Annotated in this window: 18 protein-coding genes, 1 tRNA gene, 1 other RNA gene and 2 pseudogenes; 17 read left to right on the forward strand and 5 right to left on the reverse strand. The window is 66.5% G+C overall.

What is annotated here, in order from left to right:
• Nucleotides 1-76: 76 nt before the first annotated feature.
• Entirely contained in the window at nt 77-520 is a 444-nt protein-coding gene (locus IPM60_05255; protein MBK8907316.1) for a hypothetical protein, read from the reverse strand.
• 170 nt (nt 521-690) lie between these two features.
• On the opposite strand from IPM60_05255, the gene IPM60_05260 reads away from it, so the two are divergent.
• Nucleotides 691-765 (forward strand) — tRNA-Val (locus IPM60_05260).
• Between the two features lie 66 nt (nt 766-831).
• Here IPM60_05260 and IPM60_05265 read toward each other — a convergent pair.
• Nucleotides 832-2,891 (reverse strand): annotated as a pseudogene (locus IPM60_05265) (CocE/NonD family hydrolase).
• A 12-nt stretch (nt 2,892-2,903) separates the two neighbouring features.
• A complete protein-coding gene (locus IPM60_05270; protein ID MBK8907317.1) occupies nt 2,904-3,863 on the reverse strand; it encodes a hypothetical protein in 960 nt (319 codons plus the stop codon).
• Nucleotides 3,864-4,036: 173 nt separating this feature from the next.
• Between IPM60_05270 and IPM60_05275 the strand changes: the two genes are divergently transcribed.
• On the forward strand, nt 4,037-4,942 hold the full coding sequence (locus IPM60_05275) for a folate-binding protein YgfZ (GenBank protein ID MBK8907318.1): 906 nt from the start codon (nt 4,037-4,039) through the stop codon (nt 4,940-4,942).
• A 64-nt stretch (nt 4,943-5,006) separates the two neighbouring features.
• Here IPM60_05275 and rpmB read toward each other — a convergent pair whose 3' ends face one another.
• Nucleotides 5,007-5,336: a 50S ribosomal protein L28 gene (rpmB, locus tag IPM60_05280; protein ID MBK8907319.1), complete on the reverse strand. Its 330-nt coding sequence runs from the start codon at nt 5,334-5,336 to the stop codon at nt 5,007-5,009.
• A 471-nt stretch (nt 5,337-5,807) separates the two neighbouring features.
• On the opposite strand from rpmB, the gene IPM60_05285 reads away from it, so the two are divergent.
• From IPM60_05285 to ppsR, 10 genes and pseudogenes are all read left to right on the forward strand, one after another.
• On the forward strand, nt 5,808-6,938 hold the full coding sequence (locus IPM60_05285) for a branched-chain amino acid ABC transporter substrate-binding protein (protein MBK8907320.1): 1,131 nt from the start codon (nt 5,808-5,810) through the stop codon (nt 6,936-6,938).
• A gap of 34 nt (nt 6,939-6,972) precedes the next feature.
• Nucleotides 6,973-7,893 (forward strand): branched-chain amino acid ABC transporter permease, encoded by a 921-nt coding sequence (locus IPM60_05290; protein ID MBK8907321.1) that lies wholly within the window; start codon nt 6,973-6,975, stop codon nt 7,891-7,893.
• On the forward strand, nt 7,890-9,080 hold the full coding sequence (locus IPM60_05295; GenBank protein MBK8907322.1) for a branched-chain amino acid ABC transporter permease: 1,191 nt from the start codon (nt 7,890-7,892) through the stop codon (nt 9,078-9,080). Before IPM60_05290 ends, IPM60_05295 begins: the two co-directional genes overlap by 4 nt.
• Complete coding sequence (locus tag IPM60_05300; GenBank protein MBK8907323.1) at nt 9,077-9,862, forward strand: ABC transporter ATP-binding protein; 786 nt, start codon at nt 9,077-9,079, stop codon at nt 9,860-9,862. The genes IPM60_05295 and IPM60_05300 overlap by 4 nt, the downstream gene beginning before the upstream one ends.
• Nucleotides 9,859-10,581: an ABC transporter ATP-binding protein gene (locus IPM60_05305; protein ID MBK8907324.1), complete on the forward strand. Its 723-nt coding sequence runs from the start codon at nt 9,859-9,861 to the stop codon at nt 10,579-10,581. Before IPM60_05300 ends, IPM60_05305 begins: the two co-directional genes overlap by 4 nt.
• Before the next feature lie 26 nt (nt 10,582-10,607).
• The gene (locus IPM60_05310; protein MBK8907325.1) at nt 10,608-11,738 is read left to right on the forward strand and encodes a M20 family metallopeptidase; all 1,131 of its coding nucleotides are present in this window, start codon (nt 10,608-10,610) and stop codon (nt 11,736-11,738) included.
• Between the two features lie 3 nt (nt 11,739-11,741).
• Nucleotides 11,742-12,053 (forward strand): nucleotidyltransferase domain-containing protein, encoded by a 312-nt coding sequence (locus IPM60_05315; protein ID MBK8907326.1) that lies wholly within the window; start codon nt 11,742-11,744, stop codon nt 12,051-12,053.
• Nucleotides 12,050-12,262, forward strand: a pseudogene (locus tag IPM60_05320) (DUF86 domain-containing protein). Before IPM60_05315 ends, IPM60_05320 begins: the two are co-directional and overlap by 4 nt.
• 70 nt (nt 12,263-12,332) lie before the next feature.
• Nucleotides 12,333-13,085, forward strand: a complete 753-nt coding sequence (locus IPM60_05325; protein ID MBK8907327.1) for an SDR family oxidoreductase — start codon at nt 12,333-12,335, stop codon at nt 13,083-13,085.
• Between the two features lie 37 nt (nt 13,086-13,122).
• Entirely contained in the window at nt 13,123-13,980 is an 858-nt protein-coding gene (gene ppsR / locus IPM60_05330) for a pyruvate, phosphate dikinase/phosphoenolpyruvate synthase regulator (GenBank protein MBK8907328.1), read from the forward strand.
• A 58-nt stretch (nt 13,981-14,038) separates the two neighbouring features.
• Here ppsR and gap read toward each other — a convergent pair whose 3' ends face one another.
• The gene (gap, locus tag IPM60_05335; protein ID MBK8907329.1) at nt 14,039-15,043 is read right to left on the reverse strand and encodes a type I glyceraldehyde-3-phosphate dehydrogenase; all 1,005 of its coding nucleotides are present in this window, start codon (nt 15,041-15,043) and stop codon (nt 14,039-14,041) included.
• Between the two features lie 344 nt (nt 15,044-15,387).
• Here gap and IPM60_05340 point away from each other — a divergent pair, with 344 nt between their 5' ends.
• From IPM60_05340 to IPM60_05360, 5 genes are all read left to right on the forward strand, one after another.
• A complete protein-coding gene (locus IPM60_05340; GenBank protein MBK8907330.1) occupies nt 15,388-15,666 on the forward strand; it encodes a hypothetical protein in 279 nt (92 codons plus the stop codon).
• A gap of 75 nt (nt 15,667-15,741) precedes the next feature.
• Entirely contained in the window at nt 15,742-16,077 is a 336-nt protein-coding gene (gene zapA / locus IPM60_05345) for a cell division protein ZapA (GenBank protein ID MBK8907331.1), read from the forward strand.
• A gap of 104 nt (nt 16,078-16,181) precedes the next feature.
• Nucleotides 16,182-16,337, forward strand: a non-coding RNA gene (gene ssrS, locus IPM60_05350) — 6S RNA.
• Between the two features lie 44 nt (nt 16,338-16,381).
• The gene (locus IPM60_05355; protein ID MBK8907332.1) at nt 16,382-17,005 is read left to right on the forward strand and encodes a 5-formyltetrahydrofolate cyclo-ligase; all 624 of its coding nucleotides are present in this window, start codon (nt 16,382-16,384) and stop codon (nt 17,003-17,005) included.
• The gene (locus tag IPM60_05360) at nt 17,002-17,853 is read left to right on the forward strand and encodes a YmdB family metallophosphoesterase (protein ID MBK8907333.1); all 852 of its coding nucleotides are present in this window, start codon (nt 17,002-17,004) and stop codon (nt 17,851-17,853) included. The genes IPM60_05355 and IPM60_05360 overlap by 4 nt, the downstream gene beginning before the upstream one ends.
• Nucleotides 17,854-17,964: the final 111 nt, after the last annotated feature.

Here is a 17,964-nt window from a genome sequence, read left to right on the forward strand (position 1 = left end):
TCATTCTCCGCCCGGTCGCGATGTTCTCAATACCGGCGGCAAGCCGCTCATGTCGGTCTGTCGAGACACAAGCATACTACTCCAAATCGACAAGCCTTTCCTTCAGGCTAAGCTTCAGCCCGTCGACATCGTATGATACGAACTCGTATACAAAGAGGGCGATGTAGCCGCGCCGCACGAAGTGTTCAAGTGTATCATCCGGATTTGATGGACCCGACTTCGCCAATATCGCCTTGTCGCCGGACAGCAGCGCTTTGATGAAGTCCTGCGCTTTCGGGTTCTTGTCGCAGAATGCCGGCGTCATGTTGACGTCGTGGTACTGCTTCTGGCTATACCAGTATGAGTGTAACACCGGATAGCATATACCATCAACTGATGCAAACCAAGAACCGCGTCTGCCCGTTGCCTTCTTTTTCGCAAGCATTGTCAGCTTCCCCCTTTGGTCCCTGAAGCACAGTGTATGCGACGTCGCCATGTTCCGGGCAATCATGAAGTGGCCTGAAGCCTTCTCCCACACCATACGTGAACCACTTCACTTCTCCGCCTGAAGCCAATCCACCTAGTTCGCCGCCTGAAGCGCATGGCTGCGATGAGGAGCGACAGGCGCTGCGCGATCGGGGTCTTGTCAACGCGGAGGGTTGGCACTAAGACTTCGGCTTCCGGCCGGCTGCAAGTGAAAGCCGGCGCACGGGGCGCGTAGCTCAGCGGGAGAGCACTACGTTGACATCGTAGGGGTCACAGGTTCAAATCCTGTCGCGCCCACCAGTTTCATCGGGACAACGGGTTCTCGTATGCCGCCCCGGCGCCGCCCGCCGGGTGGTGGGATGGGCCCTACACCAGCGCCCGCGGCAGGGCGACGCGCCAGTCGCGGCGGGCGACGGTGGCGTCGCCTTCGGAGGCAACCAGGTCGCCGGCGAGCTGGAACACCTGCGCCGTCGCCGACAACCGCATCCGGCATTCAATGCGGATCGACCAGTCGCCGCGGCGGAGCACGGTGGTCTGGTCGAGTTCCGTTTCTGCCGACAACGGATCGCTCTCGATGATCCGGTAGCGCTTGATCAGCGTGTAGCCGAGTTCGAGGTCGATGGCCTCGAGCCGCGCCAGGGAAGCGCCGCCGAATTCCCCGCCGTCGCTTTCGAGGATGTAGACGACCTCGTTGGTGGTGAGGTCGGTCTCCAGACGGCGCCGCGTCGGAAAGTGGTGCAGCGTGGTGTAGGACGTGCCCGGCGCCGCCTCCGGCGGTTGGAACGGGCGTAGACGGTCGTCCTCCCGGCGTGGCGGCCGCACCGGCAGATCGACTACGCTCTGCCCCGTGCGCACCCCGATCACCGCCCCCGCCGGCGACGGCCACGCGATCGGCCAGTAGCTCGAGGACAGGGCGAGACGGATGCGATGGCCGGCCGGGAAGGCATGGGCGATGTCGTTGAGGCGGATCCGGACCTGCGTCCATTCGCCGGGAACCAGCGGCTGCGGCCGCTCGTGGCCGCCGCGGTGAGTGAGATTGAGCAGGCCGTAGGTGACCCGGAGCGACGAGCCGTCCGGCGCCACGTCGCAGAGGCGCACCGCCAGGAGCGCCACCGGCTTGTTGCAGCGGAGATCGAGGGTGATGACCGTGGCCCCCAGTATCTCCAGGCGCTCATCCAAAGGATCGCTGTCGAACACCAAGGAGCCGCCGTCGTCCGCGCGCTGGTCGCGCGGGAACTCGCCCTCCGCGCCGAAGCCGCACCACTCGCCGCCCCGCATCCCCGTCGTCTGCGGCGATGAAAAGCTGAGTTCGCCGCCGGGCGCCGCCCCGTCCCGCCACAAATGACCGGGATTGAGAAAGAAACGGAGCGGGCGGATGCGCGCGCTCGGCCAGGCGTCCTCGGCGATCCAGCGCCCCGGCCGAACCGCGTATTGCGGTGCCGGCGCCACGCTCTCCTGCATCCACACCCGCAGGAGCGGCTCGTCCATGATGCCGGTCGCCCGTCCCTTCAGCCAGTGGTCCCACCAGGTGACCGCCTCCTGCAGGAACCCGATCGCCGGTCCGGGCACGCCGTCATGGGGAAAGAGATGCGCCCACGGCCCGATCAGCCCCTTCCGCGGACAGCTCAGGTTGGCCATCAGCCGCGGCACCGCATTCGAGTAGCCGTCCGCCCAGCCGCCGATCGCGTACACGGGGCATGTGATCGCAGCGTAATCCTCGCACACCGAGCCGTGCTTCCAGTAGCCGTCGCGCCACTGATGGCGCATCCACAGCTCCGGGAACGGCTGCAGGCGCTCGAGCCGCTGCCGCCACATCTCGCGCCAGCGCTCGCCGACGATGTGCGGGTCCGGCGGCAGCGCCGAAAACAGCGTCAGGATGGCGCCCCACTGCATGTTCTCGTTGAGGAGACAGCCGCCCATGTAGTGAGCGTCGTCAGCGTAGCGGTCATCGGTGGAGCATAGCGTGATGATTGCCTTCAGCGCCGGCGGCCGCAACGCCGCCACCTGCAGGGCATTGAACCCGCCCCACGAGATTCCCATCATGCCGACGGCGCCGCTGCACCATGTCTGCCGGGCGATCCAGGCGATGATCTCCAGCGCATCCGCGTGCTCCTGCACGGTGTATTCGTCGTGCAGTACCCCTCGGAATCGCCGGACCCGCGCAGGTCCACCCGCACGCTGGCGTAGCCGTTGATCGCGAAGTAGCGGTGGATCGGCTCATCGCGGGCGCGGGTGAAGTCGCGCTTGCGGTAGGGGAGGTATTCCAGAATCGCCGGCACCGGCTCGGTTGCCGCCGCCTTCGGCATCCAGATCCGTGCCGCCAGCCGGCAGCCGTCGGACATGGCGATCCAGACGTTCTCGATGTCCTCGATCCCGGCAAGGTCCGTCTCGGTCACATCGCTCCGATCCTGCGACCGCGCCTGCATCTTCCGCAGCCCTCACGCGCCTTCGGTGGCGCGCTTCCCCTTGCGACGATTACGCGGCAAAAGCTGTTGCGTCGACCAGAAGCTGAGCGCCAGCCGCTCGCGAAGGTTGAGGCCGGTCTGCAACTCCCAACAGTTGACGATGCCGAGGCGGAAGCCCCCGGGCGGCATGGAATGGGCGGCCGGCGGGCGATCTTCATGGAAAGTGATCTGGATGCTGGAGACCTGCGGCGTCTGCCGCCACTCCTCCACCAGATCGAGGGGCGGATGGGCATACTGCACCCCATGCGCGCCGAACAGCACCACGCTGTACCCCTCCCGCCGGTCACTGTCGTCGAACTGCCACCGGCCCTCGGCGTAGAGATCGACCAGCGCTTCGGTCCAACCGGTGCCGTACAGATCCGGCCACTGGTCCGAGAAACGCAGGTGCACCTCGATGATGCGCGCGCCGATGGTCTCGAAATTCAGCATCCCGGTGTACCCGGCGAGGTTCCGTCGGGTCCAGTCGGCGCAGTAGGTTTCGACGTCCGCGCGCGGCTCGGCCAGCACCGTCCAGTAGTCGAACATGCCGCCAGGCAGCGCCTTGCCGATGACGTGGCGCCACCACTTCGGCTCGCCATCGACGATCGCCACGTCGGTGCTCACGTGCTCGCCCTCGAACAGCGGCATCCACATGTGGCCGGGGCGCTGCTGGCTCTTGTATTCCTTCAGGCTGCGCAGCACGCGGGAGCCGGCGCCCATGCCGCGCATGTTGTAGATCGGCTTGCTGAACACCGGGAACGACGGCGGCTCGAGGCCATGCGGTCCGCACGGTACGTTCTGGCTCTCGGCGATGGAAAGCTTGTTGTAAATCCACTTGTAGTTCGGGTAGCGCGCCCACGCGTCGCCGTCCTCGGTCGGGACATGAACACCTTCCGGGCATGGAACATGCTCGAAATACTGCATGCGCCAGGGATCGGTTTCGTGGATCGGCATGTCTGTTTGCTGCCTTCGAACTCATCGGCTGAGGGGAACGAAGCGGACCGCGGACCGTGAATACCAGAACCGCAGCGATAGCACACGTTTTGCCGAGGCCACTGCGCCCTTGCCAAGACCGGCGCGCCGTCCGACTTTATGGGCTGACCAACCAGAAGGCGTCAGCGAGAAAAATGAAGACCGAACCGGTTCACTACGTCATCCTCGAACGGCGCGGCGTTCTCGCCGTCGACGGCGCCGACTCCCGCACGTTCCTGCAGGGCCTGGTGTCCAACGACGTGCGGCGCATTGCCGCGGATCGCGCGATCTATGCCGCCTTGCTGACCCCGCAGGGCAAGTACCTGCATGACTTTTTCATGGTGGCGCAGGACGCGTCGATCCTCATCGACTGCGAGGCGGAGCGTCTCGCCGATCTGCAGCGCCGCCTCGGGATCTTCAAGCTCCGCTCCGACGTGACGCTGACGGATCGCAGCGCGGCGCTGACGGTCGCCGCCCTCTTCGGTGGAGACGTGCCCGGAGCGCTCGGCCTCGCGCCGGAGCCCGGTTCGGCGACCGCTTTCCACGACGGCGTCGCCTACATGGATCCGCGCCTGGCGATTGCCGGCGCGCGGGCCGTGCTGCCGTCGGCCGATGCAGCGGCTGTCCTCGAATCGGCCGGGTTCGCTCCGGCGGACGCGCAGGCTTACGACCGGCATCGCATCCACCTCGGCCTTGCCGACGGCAGCCGCGACCTTATCCCGGACAAGTCGATCCTGCTCGAGAACGGCTTCGACGAACTCAACGGCGTCGACTGGGAAAAGGGCTGCTACATGGGTCAGGAACTGACTGCCCGCACAAAGTACCGCGGTCTGGTCAGGAAGCGCCTGGTGCCGGTGGCGGTGGCGGGGCCGTTGCCGGCCGCCGGCACGCCGGTGCTGCTGGAGGACAAGGAGGTGGGTGACATCCGCTCCGGCGTCGACGCGATGGCCCTCGCCTTCTTGCGCATCGAGGCGCTGGAGCAAGCGGGAGCGGGCGGCACCCTGACAGCGGGAGAGGCCATCCTGACACCGCGCATCGCACCGTGGGCCGCAGACGGCTAGCGGACCGTCGTGAACATTGTCATTGAGAGCATTCGCGCGGCGGATGCGCGCCGATTCAGCCAGCCTAGGCGGAAGACGGCGACGGCTGACCGTCTGACTCGGCGGCTGAAGACACCCTCTGGGCGGCGCGAACGCGCTTCTTGATACGGCGCAACCGCGGCGTCAGTTCCGAGTCGCGCGTGTCGAGCAGGAATGCGTCGAGGCCGCCCTTGTGGTCGATGGTCTTGATCGCCCGGGTGCTGATCCTGAGGCGCACGGACTCCCCGAGCGACTCGCTCAACGCCGACATCTCCTGCAGGTTGGGGAGGAACCGACGGCGGGTCTTGTTGTGAGCGTGGCTGACGTTGTTGCCGGTCAGCACCCCCTTGCCGGTCAATCCGCACCGCCTTGCCATAGTCCCCGCCTTTCGTGACCTGTCGCTTGCATGATCTGCCGCTTGCATGATCTGCCGCTTGCATGATCTGCCGCTTGCATGATCTGCCGCGTCTCGTGTTGGCGACACCACGCCGCACAACGCGCCGGGACCGCAAACGACCCCGGCAGCCCGACCTTGTAGGCGACCGACCGCCTTGCCGTCAAGAGCACCCTTCACCAAGGCCGCAATCATCCGTTTCTTCATGGTAGGTTCGGCAAGTTGCAGCGCTTTGACGCGACAGCTCCCGTGGCCGTTCCCGCGCAAGCGCTCCGTGCAGCCTTGTCAGCCTGTTGCGGGCCGCTTAGGGTGATGCCGCTCTTGCCGCAAGGGGCGCCGGCAGGGCGTGCGGCTGGAAGAGCGTGTGAGCGGAAAAGGAAGAGCGCGATGGTGATGCAGGGTTCGGCGGGCGCATGGCGATGGAAGACGGTGGCGACTGGCCTGCTCGTGGCCATGGGGATCGGCGGCCTGATGGCCGGCCCCGCCAATGCCAAGGACACGGTGACGGTCGGCTTCATAGGGCCGCTGACCGGCGGCGTTTCCGCCAATGGCATCGGCGGGCGCAATTCGGCGGATCTGGCGGTGCGGCTCCGCAACGCCGATGCGGACGCCAAGTACGCGTACGAACTCGTTGTGCAGGATGACGAGTGCAAGCCCAACATCGGCGTGCAGGCGGCGACCAAGCTGGCCGCCGACAAGGACGTCGTCGCCGCGGCCACCCATTACTGCTCGGCGGTCGCCATCGCCACGGTTGATACCTACCACAAGTTCGGGCTGCCGGTCATCGTTTGGGGCGCCGTGCTGCCGGACATCACCTATGGCAACGACTACAAGGAGATCCACCGCGTCAACGGCACGATGATCAACCAGAACCAGACCGCGGCCGAGTTCATGACCGGTCTCGGCTACAAGACCTGGGCGGTCATCCACGACACCACAGACTACGGCAAAGGCCACAACCAGTATTTCAGCGAAAGCCTGGCAAAGAACGGCGGCAAGATCCTCGCCACGTTCGGGGTCACCGCGGATCAGCAGGATTTCACGGCCGAACTCACCAACATCAAGTCGCTCAATCCGGAAGTGGTGTTCTTCGGCGGGCTGACGCCGATCGGGGTGCGCATCCGCTCCCAGATGGAGAAGCTCGGGGTCGACGCGGTGTTCCAGGGAACGTCGGGAATCGTCTCCGACGCGTTCATCGAGGGCACCGGGGACCTGGCGGAAGGCGCCCTCGCCTTCCGTGAAGGTGCGCCGACCGAAAAGCTGCCGGGCGGGCAGTTCTTCATGGAGCAATACGCCAAGCAGGGCTACGCCGACCCGGCGGAAGCTTATGGCGCCTTCGCGTTCGCCGCGATGAACCTGATCCTGGACGCCATCGAAACGGTGGGCCCGGATCGCAAGAAAGTCCGCGACTACCTCAACGGCGTCGAGGACCGCGACTCCATCGTCGGCACCATCACCTTCGACGACCACGGCCAGAACACCGTCGCTTTGATCACCAAGTACGTGATCCAGGACGGCAAGTGGGCGGTCTGGGAGGACAGCGAATATGCGAGCGGCGACCGCAAGCTGCCCGGCCAGCCCTAGTTCGGGGCTGACGCTTTCTTGAGCGTACTCCGCCATGGATGTCGGCCTTCTCGCCCAGTACGTCATCAACGGCCTGATGCTGGGCATGACGTATGCTTTGGTCGCCGTCGGCTTCACCCTGTTCTTCGGGGTGCTGGACGTGATCAAGTTCTCGCACGGCGATGTGCTGACGGTTGGCGCGTTCACGGCGCTGGGGACGTATCTCGGGCTGAGCGGCGCCGGCGTTACCTCGCCGTTGCTCCTGATCGTCGCCATCGTACTCGTCGCCGGGGTCGCGATGGGTCTGCTCGGGGCGTTGATCGCCCGCGCTCTGGTGCTGCCGCTTCGGGCGGCGCCGGCCCTCAACACCCTCTTGATCACCCTGATGCTGGGGACGGTGCTGCGTGAGAGCGTCCGCCTGTTCTATCCCGAAGGCGCCAACCCGAAGCCGTTTCCGGCGCTGTTGCCGGCCGACTCGGTGACGTTCGGCAACCTCTATCTGCGCCTCGACAGCGTGTTGATGCTGGTGGCCGGCGGCGCCGTCATCGTCGGCGTCCAGCTCCTGCTGAACCGCACCAAGCTCGGCCTCGCCATCCGCGCCGTCGCCCAGGACGAGGAGACGGCGCGGACCATGGGCATCAATTTCACGCTGATCGTGCTGATCACCTTCGCCCTCGGCTCGGCCCTGGCGGCGATCGCCGGCATCATGAATGGCCTCTACTACAACGAGATCAACTTCGGCATGGGGCTGCTGCTGGGCGTCATCGGCTTTTCAGCGGCGATCGTCGGCGGCCTCGGCAACATCTACGGCGCCATCATCGGCGGCTTTCTGTTCGCTCTGCTGCAGACCATCGGCGCCGTCGCCCTTCCCTTCGCCAGCGCCTACAAGGACGTGTTCGCGTTCGGTGTGGTCATTCTGATCATGGCGTGGCGGCCAACCGGGCTGATCGAAGAAAAAGTCAGCGAGCGCGTATGAGCGGGAACGACAGCGTCGAGCGGGCGGCCGGCCCTTCGGGTCTGAGAGCGCTGCTTCCCGCGCTGGCGCTTGCCGCCGCCGGCACTGCCTTCGTCATCGCACTGCTCGCGGTCGAATCCCAGGTAGGCATTGTCGTTCTTCTCGCCGGCGCCGCCGCTGCCATCGTTATTGCGGCGCGCTTCGGCCTGCTGAGCCCGGTCGGCGACCTCCTCATCCAACGCGAGGACGTGCTCGGCGTGCTGAGCGTGGTCGGCGTGCTGGTGGTGACCGCGTACTTCCACGAAGACCATTTCACGCTGCTGATGGTCGCCACCGTCATCCTGTTCGTGCTGGCGACCCTCGGACTGAACATCCAGTTCGGCTACACCGGCCTGATCAATTTCGCCGGCGCCTCTTTCCTCGGCATCGGGTGCTACACGGCCGCGGTCCTCACCCAGCACACCGCCCTCCCCCATATCCTCGTGCTGCTCGTCGGCGGGCTGATGGCGGCGGTGATCGGCTCCATCCTGCTGTTGCCGGTGTTGCGCACCCGCGGCCACTATTCCGCCGTGGTCACCATCGCGTTCGCATTGCTGTTCAAGACGTTCCTGGAGGTCAACGACGTGCTCGGCGGCCCGCAGGGTCTGTCGGTCGCCGGCATGAACCTGTTCGGCTGGGACTTCAACGACAACATCCGGATCGGGGACTCGTTCGAGCTGTCGTTCTACGCCAACTATGTCCTGTTGTCCTTGGCGCTGCTGGTGATCGCCTTCGTCTTCGTCAGGCGGCTGGATCGCTCGTGGATCGGCCTCAACCTGGACGCCGTCCGGCTCGACGACACCGCCGCCGCCTGCTTCGGCCTCAACCTGGTGCGCTGGAAGATCACCGCGTTCACCATCGGCAACTTCCTCACCGGCGTCGCCGGGTCGCTCTACGGGATGATGCTGGGATTCATCGCCCCGGCCAACTTCACTTTCGGCGACTCGCTGATCCTCGTTTCCATCGTGCTCCTCGGCGGCATCGGCAACGCCTGGGGGCTGGTGGTCGCCACCACCATCGTGGTCATCCTGCCGGAGAAGCTGCAGGCCATTCAGGAGTACCGGTTCCTCCTCTACGCTTCGATGGTCATTCTCATTCTGCTGTTCCGGCCGGAGGGGCTGCTGCCGCGGCCGCTCCGCGCCTACTTCCCCGGATTTTCCGGCCGATGAGCGGCGAGCATGCGCCGCTGCTGGCGTCCCGCGATCTCAGCAAGCTGTTCGGCGGCGTCGTCGCCCTGGACACGCTGAACCTGGAGGTCTTTCCCGACGACGTCCTCGGACTGATCGGCCCCAACGGCTCCGGCAAGACGACGTTCTTCAACGTCGTGACCGGCATCTACCCGGCGACCCGCGGCGAGATCCGCTTCGACGGCAGCGTCGTCACCAATCGCTCGCCGCAGGCGGTCTACCGCGCCGGCATCGCCCGCACCTTTCAGCGCTCGCGGCTGTCGCTGCCGCTGTCGATCTTCGACAACATCATGATCGGCAACCACAAGCGCCTCAACCACGGCCTGTGGTTCAACCTCGTCCGCCGCGGAGCGTTCCGCGGCGAGTTGGAGGCCAGCTTCGAGGCTGCGCGCGACCTGGTGCGGGTGTTCGATGCGCCGCTCGCCGATCGCATGTTCGACCCGGTCGGCGGCATTCCGATGATCGACCGCCGGCGCATCGAGATCTGCCGGGCGCTGATCAGCCAGCCCAAGCTGTTGCTGCTCGACGAGCCGTCGGCGGGCATGACCGCCGAGGAGACGCGGGTGCTGATGGATGACATCATGGAGGTTAAGGGGCGCTTCGAGAATCTCACCATCATCATCGTCGAGCACGAGATGGAGGTGATCGAACGCATCACCAACCGGTGCGTGGTGCTCAACTTCGGCCAGAAGATCGCCGAGGGCACCTACCGCGAGATCGCCGCCGAGCGGCAGGTCCAGGAAGCCTACCTGGGGATCCAATGACGGAACAGCGTGAGCAGGGGCTGGTGGTGGAAGGCGTCAGCGCGGCGTACGACCGCGCCAACGTGCTCGAGGACGTGTCGCTGACCGCGGCGTCGGGGCGCATCACCTGCCTGCTCGGCTCCAACGGCTCCGGCAAGACCACCCTGATCCGCGCCATCCTGGGATTGACAGCGATCAACCGCGGACGCATCGCCTTTGGCGGCGCCGCTCTAAGCGGGCGCCCGACCCACAAGGTCGTCGCCTCCGGCGTCGCCTGCATCCCGGAAGGGCGCAAGGTGTTTCCCAAGCTGACGGTGGAGGAGAATCTCCGCCTCGGCGGCTATCAGGAGTCGTCGGCGGTGATACTGGCGGAGCGGCTCGAGCGCGTCTACGGAACCTTTCCGCGACTGGCCGAGCGCAAGAACCAGCTTGCCGGCACCATGTCGGGCGGCGAGCAGGCGATGGTCTCCATCGGCCGCGGCCTGATGAGTGCGCCGCGGCTCTTGTTGATCGACGAGCCGTCGCTCGGCCTGTCGCCGCTGCTGGTCAAGGAAAACTTCGCCATCATTCGCGGCATCAACGCGCAAGGGATCACCATATTCCTCGTCGAGCAGAACGTGCACCAGACCCTTGCCATCGCCGACTTCGGATACGTTCTGTCCAAGGGCCGTGTCGTCGCCTCGGGCACGCCGGATGAGCTGAGGGCGGCGTCGGAGGTGCACCAGGCCTATTTCGGCTGACGACGCACAGCGGAGGAGACGACACCATGACCCGTTCCCCCACCGCCATCGCGCTCACCCGCGAGCTTCTCGCGTTCGACACCATCAACCCGCCGGGCGCCGAGGCTGCGTGCGCGAAGCACCTGGCGGCGCTGCTGGAAGACGCCGGGTTCGCCGTGAGCTTCCATGACCTGGCGCCGGGCCGACCCAACATCGTCGCCCGCATCGGCGGCGATGGGGAGCGGCGGGCGCTCTGCTTCACCGGTCACATGGACACCGTGCCGCTCGGCGCCATGCCGTGGTCGCGGGATCCGTTCGCCGGGGAGATCGCCGACGGCAGGGTGTATGGCCGCGGCTCCAGCGACATGAAGAGCGGCATTGCCGCATTCGTGGTGGCGGTGACCGCCCTCGCCCCCCGCCTCGGCGGCACGCCGGGGGTAGTGCTGGTGCTGACCGCAGGCGAGGAGACCGGCTGCGAAGGCGCCGCCGGCATGGTGGCGGCCGGCGGCGTGCTCGGTGCGGCCGGCGCCGTAGTGGTCGCCGAACCCACCGCCAACGTGCCGTTCGTCGGCCACAAGGGCGCCCTGTGGCTGAAGGCGCGCACCCGCGGCGTCACAGCCCATGGCTCGATGCCGGAGAAGGGCGTCAACGCCGTCTACAAGGCGGCGCGCGCCATCGGCAAGCTGGAGGACTTCGACTTCAACGTCGAACGGCACGGGGTGCTCGGCGCGCCGACCCTCAACGTCGGCACCGTCCACGGCGGCATCAACATCAATTCGGTGCCGGACCAGGCCGACATCGGCATCGACATCCGCACCGTCCCCGGCCAGAAGCACGCGCACTTGCGGGACCAGATGGCGGCTTATCTCGGCGACCAAGTCGAAATCTCGGCCATCACCGATGTGGAAGGCGTCTGGACCGACCCCGCCGATCCGTGGATCCGCGAGGTGTTCGCGGTCATGGAGGATCTGCGGGGCGAACCGCCGGCGGTGAGCGGCGCCACGTTCTTCACGGACGCCGCATATCTGACGCCCGCAATGGGCGGGCCGCCGACGGTGATCCTCGGCCCCGGGGAGCCGGCCATGGCCCACCAGACTGACGAGTATTGCCGGGTCGATGCAATCGACGAAGCGGTCGCCGCCTACATCGAACTGACCCGCCGCTGGTGCGGGCTGTAGGGCATGCACGACCTGATCGAATCACGTCGAGACGACATCGCCCAACTGTGCCGGCGATTTCATGTTCACCGGCTCGAACTTTTCGGTTCGGCCGCGCGCGAGACTGATTTCGATGCCGAAAGTTCAGATGTGGACTTGCTGATCGACTACGAGCCCGAACACGCGCCGCCGTCGCTATCCGAGTATCCGGCGCTGCGGGATGCGCTCGCCACGATGTTCGCTCGACCCGTCGATCTCCTCATGTCGTCGTGCGTGCGCAACCCCTTCGTTCGCGAACATATCAACCGCTCGCGAAAGACCATTTATGCGCCGTGATCCGCGCCCTGCTATGGGACGTGTGCGACTGCGCCGACCGCATCCGCCACTTCACGGTGGATCGAAGCCGCGACGACTACTTGGCCGATGAAATGCTGCGCGCCGCCGTGGAACGGCAGTTCGAGATCATCGGCGAGGCGTTGAATCAGCTGGCGAAGGCGACGCCCGAGTTGGCGGAGCGCATCCCGGAGTTGCCGCAAATCGTTGCGCCGGTTGCGCCGGCATGCGGGGGGCTCTACACAAAGTGTCACAACAAGAGCAACCGGGAGAGGCGCAGTCATGGACCTGTGGCAGCGATCCGCAGTGGTCACCGGCGCGGCGTCCGGACTCGGGGCCGAGACGGCGCGCTATCTGGTGGAGGAAGGCGCGCAGGTGGCGGCCATCGACATCGACGCCGAGCGCCTCCACGCCTTCGCCAAGGAGATCGGCGCCCTGCCCATTCCCTGCGACGTCTCCAACGCGGAAGCCGCCGAGGCGGCGCTGCGCCAGGCGCGAGAGGCGCACGGGGCGGCGAGGGTGCTGGTGCATTGCGTCGGCCGAGGCCACTCGAGGCAGCTGGTCAGCGACGACGGCCCGATGCCCCTCGACGACTTCCGACAGCTGGTCGAGGTCAATCTGATCTCCACGTTCAACATGATCCGCCTCGCCTCCGCGGATATGGCGGCGCTGGAGAAAACGTCGAACGGCGAGCGCGGCATCATCATTTCGACGGCGTCGGTCTCCGCCTATGAAGCGCAGAGCGGCGAGGCGGCCTACGCCGCCTCCAAGGGCGGAGTCGTCAGCATGATCCTGCCGGCGGCACGGGAACTGGGGCCGCTCGGCATCCGCGTCGTCGGCATCGCCCCCGGCCTGTTCGGCACCCCCACCCTGTTCGCCATCGAGCGCAACCTGGATTCGCGCCTCGCCCGCTCCATCCCGTTCCCGCACCGCTTCGGCGACCCGGCCGAGTTCGCGATGCTGGTGGTGCACGTGATCAAGAACGTCATGGTCAACGGCACCGTGCTGCGCCTCGACGGCGGACTCCACCGGTGAAGATCGGAGCGGCCTCGGGCGGGGAGCGCGCCGTGCGGTGACCACGACCATCCAACTCAACCTGATTTCCCACGCCTCGGGAGAGCTGATCGAGATGCTGGCGCGCAATGCCGTCGCTCAGCTCCAGGACGTGCACGTGGAGCGCCGCCTATGGAAAATGGTGCGGCACCTTGGCCAGGTCCCGGAGATCCTGGCGGCGGTGTCCGAAACCCGCGGCTTCGTCATTCACTCGATCGCCGCCGTCGATATTCGAGAAGCTATCGAGGACGGGTGCCGGCGGCTCGCCGTCCCTTGCATGTTCTCGCTGGAGCCGCTGGTCAACCGCCTGTCGGAGCACTTCGACGCCCCGATCCAGTTCCGCACCAGCGCCCGCGACATCATCAACGAGGACTATTACCGCCGCGTCGAGGCGATGAAATTCACCCTCGCCCACGACGACGGCGTCGCGACCGGTGACCTCGATGACGCCGACGTGGTGGTGGTCGGTGTGTCGAGGGCCACCAAGACGCCCACCTGCATGTATCTGGCCTCGCTCGGCGTCAAGGCCGCCAACGTGCCGCTGGTGCCGGGGGTACCGCTACCGGAGTCGCTGATCAAGGCGAAGCATCCGCTGATCGTCGGCCTCACGGTCGATCCGACCCGCCTCGCCACCATCCGCGCCGCGCGGCTGAGGGCTTTGCACCAGACCGCCGCATTCGACTACGCCGACATCGACTCGCTGCGGGAGGAACTGCGCCAGGCCCGCCGCACCTTCGTCCGCCGCGGCTGGCCGGTAATCGACGTCACCCAGCGCTCGATCGAACAGGCCGCGGCAATGATCATCCGCATGCTGGAAGAACGCCGCGCAGCCCAGGCGGCCCCCGCCGTTCCGGGCGCCACTTCTCCGGAGCCATGAAGAAAGGCGGGGCACGCAGGCGCCCCGCCTTGGATTGGATCAACCGCGGCGCAAGAGCCTACAGCGCGCAGAACACCTGGGTGGTGTCGGACATGCGGTTGGAGAAGCCCCACTCGTTGTCGTACCAGGCGACGATGCGAACCATCGTGCCGTCGATGACCTGGGTCTGCGAGGCATCAAACACCGAACTGTGCGGGTCGTGGTTGAAGTCGATGGAGACCAGGGGCTCTGTATTGTAGTGCATGATCCCCTTGAGGTCGCCGTTGGCCGCAGCTTCGATGGCCTGGTTGACTTCTTCCTTGGTCGTCGACTTGTTGGACTCGAAGACGAGGTCGACAACCGAGACGTTCGGCGTCGGCACCCGGATGGCGGAACCGTCGAACTTGCCGGCCAGTTCCGGCATCACCAGGCCGATGGCCTTGGCGGCGCCGGTGGAGGTCGGGATCATGGACAGGGCCGCTGCCCGCGCCCGGCGCAGGTCCGAGTGCAGGGTGTCGACGATGCGTTGGTCGCCCGTGTAGGCGTGGATCGTCGTCATGTAGCCGCGCTTGACGCCGAGGGTCTTGTTCAGCACGAACACCGGCGGCGCCAGGCAGTTGGTGGTGCACGACGCGTTGGAGATGACCTTGTGCTCGGCCTTCAGCGTGTTGTGGTTGACGCCGTACACGATGGTGGCGTCGGCGCCGCTCGAGGGCGCCGAAACGATGACCTTGGGCGCCCCGGCCTCAAGGTGCACGGCGGCCTTGTCGCGCGCGGAAAAGATGCCGGTGCATTCCCACACCACGTCGACGCCCAGGTCGCCCCACGGAAGCTTGGTCGGATCCCGCTCCGACATGACCTTCACCGTCTTGCCGTCGACGGTCATGCTGGCATCGTCGGCGCTCACCGTGCCCGGATAGGTGCCGTGTACCGAGTCGTACTTGAGCAGATGGGCGTTGGTTTTCACGGAGCCGAGGTCGTTGACCGCTACGAACTCGATATCGTTGCGGCCTGCCTCCGCCGCCGCGCGCAGCGCCAGCCGTCCGATCCGGCCGAAACCGTTAATTCCTACACGAACCGCCATTCGTTACCTCCTCTGTTAAAACATTTGCGTTGATGTCGATCCCTGCCTCGCTCGGGCGCCGAGTGAGGTTTGCCCCGCAAGCGCAGCCAACTATTACCGCCGGTCGCTGCGGAGCGAATCCTTTGACAAGGGCGCACCATTGTCCGATTGCGCTGATCCGTCAATGGTTTTTCGCCCGGTCTTTTCCCCGGCTCCGCGGGAGGTCTTGCGCCGTGGCGGCAGGGGCCTTTTCGTCCTTCGATACCCGCTTCTGGGCTGTTGACGGCCTGCACGGCTCCTGCCTATGTTCGCGGCCCATGGATGGAGCCTGAGACAGCGGCTCCGGATGCGGAAGGCGGGCGCAGGTGGTTTCTACACACTTCGGCGAGCATTATCCGGCGGGCGAGCATCATCCGGCGGGCGAGCAACGTCCGGTGGCTCGGGCCTGCAGTCGCCTGGCGGTGGCCGTCGCCCGGCTCGAGGAGGCGGTCGAGGCCGCCCTCGGCAACGGCGGCGGCGCCCGTGACGACGCCGATCTGCAAGCGGCGCGGGAAGAGGCCATGTCGTTGCGCGCCGCTCATCAGGCGGTGTCGGAGCGGCTGGACTCCGCCATCGAGCGCCTGCGCGCGTTGCTGAACGAGTAGCGCCTGCGCGCGTGGCTGAACGAGTAGCGCCTGCGCGCGTGGCTGAACGAAAAACGGCATGGTGAGTGAACGGGCATGGGGCAAGTCGCCGTAACGGTCAACGGTCGCAGCTACGAAATCGCTTGCGACGACGGGCAGGAAGACCACCTCGTGCGTCTCGCCGGGGACATCGATCAGCGGGTGCGGGGACTGGTGACCAGCATCGGCCAGGTCGGCGAGGCACGGCTCCTGTTGATGGCGGGCTTGCTGATCGCTGACGAGTTGTCGGATGTTCGCGCACACGTCCTCGAGCCAACCGCAGACGATGAGAATGCGCGCTCGATCCGCGCCATCGAGGATGCAATCAGCGCCGACATCGATGCGCTGGCGCAGAAGATCGAGGCAATCGCGTCTCGGCTTCATCCGGCCTGACGCACAGGCGCAGCCCGGGAACGCCGTGATGTTCAAGCCGGGGTTTGCAGGCGCATGAAGCCGGGGTTTGCAGACGCATGAATAAATGGTAGGCTCGGTTCTGACGGTTGCTGCCGAGTGCGTCAACGTTCGCAATCCCTGGGGCCAATAATGACCTCTTGGGAGCTGTCCCTGCCGGACCCGTGGGTTCGGTAAATGGCGCCCACCTGCATTCGCAGGCCACAGAGGATCATCGAACCAACGGCTGCGGCGGCGCCGTCACCTTCCGTCACATCCCCGCCCTCCCCCACACGCAGCACGGCCGATGGCAGTCCCTCCCCCCACTGACGACGCAGGCGCGGACGACATAGGCGCGGCAAAGCAGGCGTGCCGCGCCCGGGCGCGGTCACTGCGCCTGATCGCCGATCAGAAGTTCGGGCCGGACGCGGCGATGCGTATCAAGGAACACGGTCTTGCAGCGCCGGACGATCTGGGCGTCGCGGCAGGCAGCGTCGTCGCCGGGTACTGGCCGATCGACACCGAGGCCGACGTTCGGCCGTTGCTGGCAAGGCTTCACGAGCGCGGCGTGGTCTGCGCCCTGCCGAGGGTCGTCGAGCCTGGGGCGCCGCTCCGGTTTCACCGCTGGGCGCCGAGCGACGACCTGGAGGACGGCCGGTTCGGCACGCGGCAGCCGCTCGCCACCCGCGAGACGGTGACGCCGTCGGTCGTCCTGGCGCCGCTGTTGGCGTTCGACGCCGCCGGCCATCGCCTCGGCTACGGGGCCGGTTATTACGACCGTACTCTTGCCGCGCTGCGCAGGGCGCGACCGGTGACGGCGATCGGCGTCGCCTATGCGCTGCAACGGCTGGACATGGTGCCCCACGAGCCCCACGATCAGCCCCTCGACTGGATCGTCACCGAGGACGGTCTGCAACGGTTTCCGCTGTGAGGGCTCTCTACTGCGGCGATGTGGTCGGGCGCAGCGGCCGGGACGCCATTCACAAATGGATTCCGGAGCTTCGGGAGCGGCTGGCGTTGGACTTCGTGCTGGTCAACGGCGAGAACGCCGCGCACGGCTTCGGCATCACCCGCGACATTTGCCAAGGCTTCTACGATGTGGGCGTCGACGCCATCACCACCGGCAACCACGCCTGGCACCAGCGCGAGATCATCCCCCACATCAGCGCCGACCCGCGCCTGCTGCGGCCGCTGAACTACCCGGAGGGAACACCGGGCGTCGGCGCCGCCACCTATGAAACACGCACCGGCCGGCGGGTGATGGTGCTGCAGGTCATGGGCCGCCTGTTCATGGAACCGCTCGACGATCCGTTCGCGGCGGCCAAGCGCGCGCTGCTCAATCACCGCCTCGGGGGTCATCGCTTCGGCGGGACATTGGACTGCATCATCGCCGATATTCATGCGGAAGCGACCAGCGAGAAGGCTGCGTTCGGGCACGTCCTGGACGGACGCGTGTCGCTGGTCGCCGGCACCCATTCCCACGTGCCGACCGCGGACGCGCGCATTCTTCCGGGCGGCACCGCGTTCATCACCGACGTCGGCATGTGCGGCGACTACAATTCGGTCATCGGCATGGAGAAGGACGAAGCCAGCGCCCGGTTCACCCGCAAGGTGCCCGCCGGGCGCCTGCAGCCGGCCAGCGGCGAGGCGACCCTGTGCGGTGTCGTGCTGGAGACCGACGACGCCACCGGGCTCGCCCGCCGCGTCGAAGCGATCCGCCTCGGCGGCTGCCTGTCGCCCCGTGATCCGGACATGGGACAGGCTGAAAAATTCGTGTAAGCGGGGAACCGGGGGCGGGTCAGGGAGTTATACAGGTCAGAGGATGTTCCATGCCCCCCATTACCCCCCGCGCAGACATCCTTGAAACTCGGTGCCCCCGGCTTCCAAGCG

This window comes from Rhodospirillales bacterium (assembly GCA_016710335.1).
Taxonomy (GTDB): domain Bacteria; phylum Pseudomonadota; class Alphaproteobacteria; order Rhodospirillales; family Defluviicoccaceae; genus JADJXQ01.

What these genes read in the sequence shown, in the direction of transcription:
- IPM60_05255 (MBK8907316.1), bottom strand. Translation starts at nt 520, where the DNA reads ATGGTGTGGGAGAAGGCTTCAGGCCACTTCATGATTGCCCGGAACATG.
- IPM60_05270 (MBK8907317.1), bottom strand. Translation starts at nt 3,863, where the DNA reads ATGCCGATCCACGAAACCGATCCCTGGCGCATGCAGTATTTCGAGCAT.
- IPM60_05275 (MBK8907318.1), top strand. Translation starts at nt 4,037, where the DNA reads ATGAAGACCGAACCGGTTCACTACGTCATCCTCGAACGGCGCGGCGTT.
- rpmB (MBK8907319.1), bottom strand. Translation starts at nt 5,336, where the DNA reads ATGGCAAGGCGGTGCGGATTGACCGGCAAGGGGGTGCTGACCGGCAAC.
- IPM60_05285 (MBK8907320.1), top strand. Translation starts at nt 5,808, where the DNA reads ATGGGGATCGGCGGCCTGATGGCCGGCCCCGCCAATGCCAAGGACACG.
- IPM60_05290 (MBK8907321.1), top strand. Translation starts at nt 6,973, where the DNA reads ATGGATGTCGGCCTTCTCGCCCAGTACGTCATCAACGGCCTGATGCTG.
- IPM60_05295 (MBK8907322.1), top strand. Translation starts at nt 7,890, where the DNA reads ATGAGCGGGAACGACAGCGTCGAGCGGGCGGCCGGCCCTTCGGGTCTG.
- IPM60_05300 (MBK8907323.1), top strand. Translation starts at nt 9,077, where the DNA reads ATGAGCGGCGAGCATGCGCCGCTGCTGGCGTCCCGCGATCTCAGCAAG.
- IPM60_05305 (MBK8907324.1), top strand. Translation starts at nt 9,859, where the DNA reads ATGACGGAACAGCGTGAGCAGGGGCTGGTGGTGGAAGGCGTCAGCGCG.
- IPM60_05310 (MBK8907325.1), top strand. Translation starts at nt 10,608, where the DNA reads ATGACCCGTTCCCCCACCGCCATCGCGCTCACCCGCGAGCTTCTCGCG.
- IPM60_05315 (MBK8907326.1), top strand. Translation starts at nt 11,742, where the DNA reads ATGCACGACCTGATCGAATCACGTCGAGACGACATCGCCCAACTGTGC.
- IPM60_05325 (MBK8907327.1), top strand. Translation starts at nt 12,333, where the DNA reads ATGGACCTGTGGCAGCGATCCGCAGTGGTCACCGGCGCGGCGTCCGGA.
- gap (MBK8907329.1), bottom strand. Translation starts at nt 15,043, where the DNA reads ATGGCGGTTCGTGTAGGAATTAACGGTTTCGGCCGGATCGGACGGCTG.
- zapA (MBK8907331.1), top strand. Translation starts at nt 15,742, where the DNA reads ATGGGGCAAGTCGCCGTAACGGTCAACGGTCGCAGCTACGAAATCGCT.
- IPM60_05355 (MBK8907332.1), top strand. Translation starts at nt 16,382, where the DNA reads ATGGCAGTCCCTCCCCCCACTGACGACGCAGGCGCGGACGACATAGGC.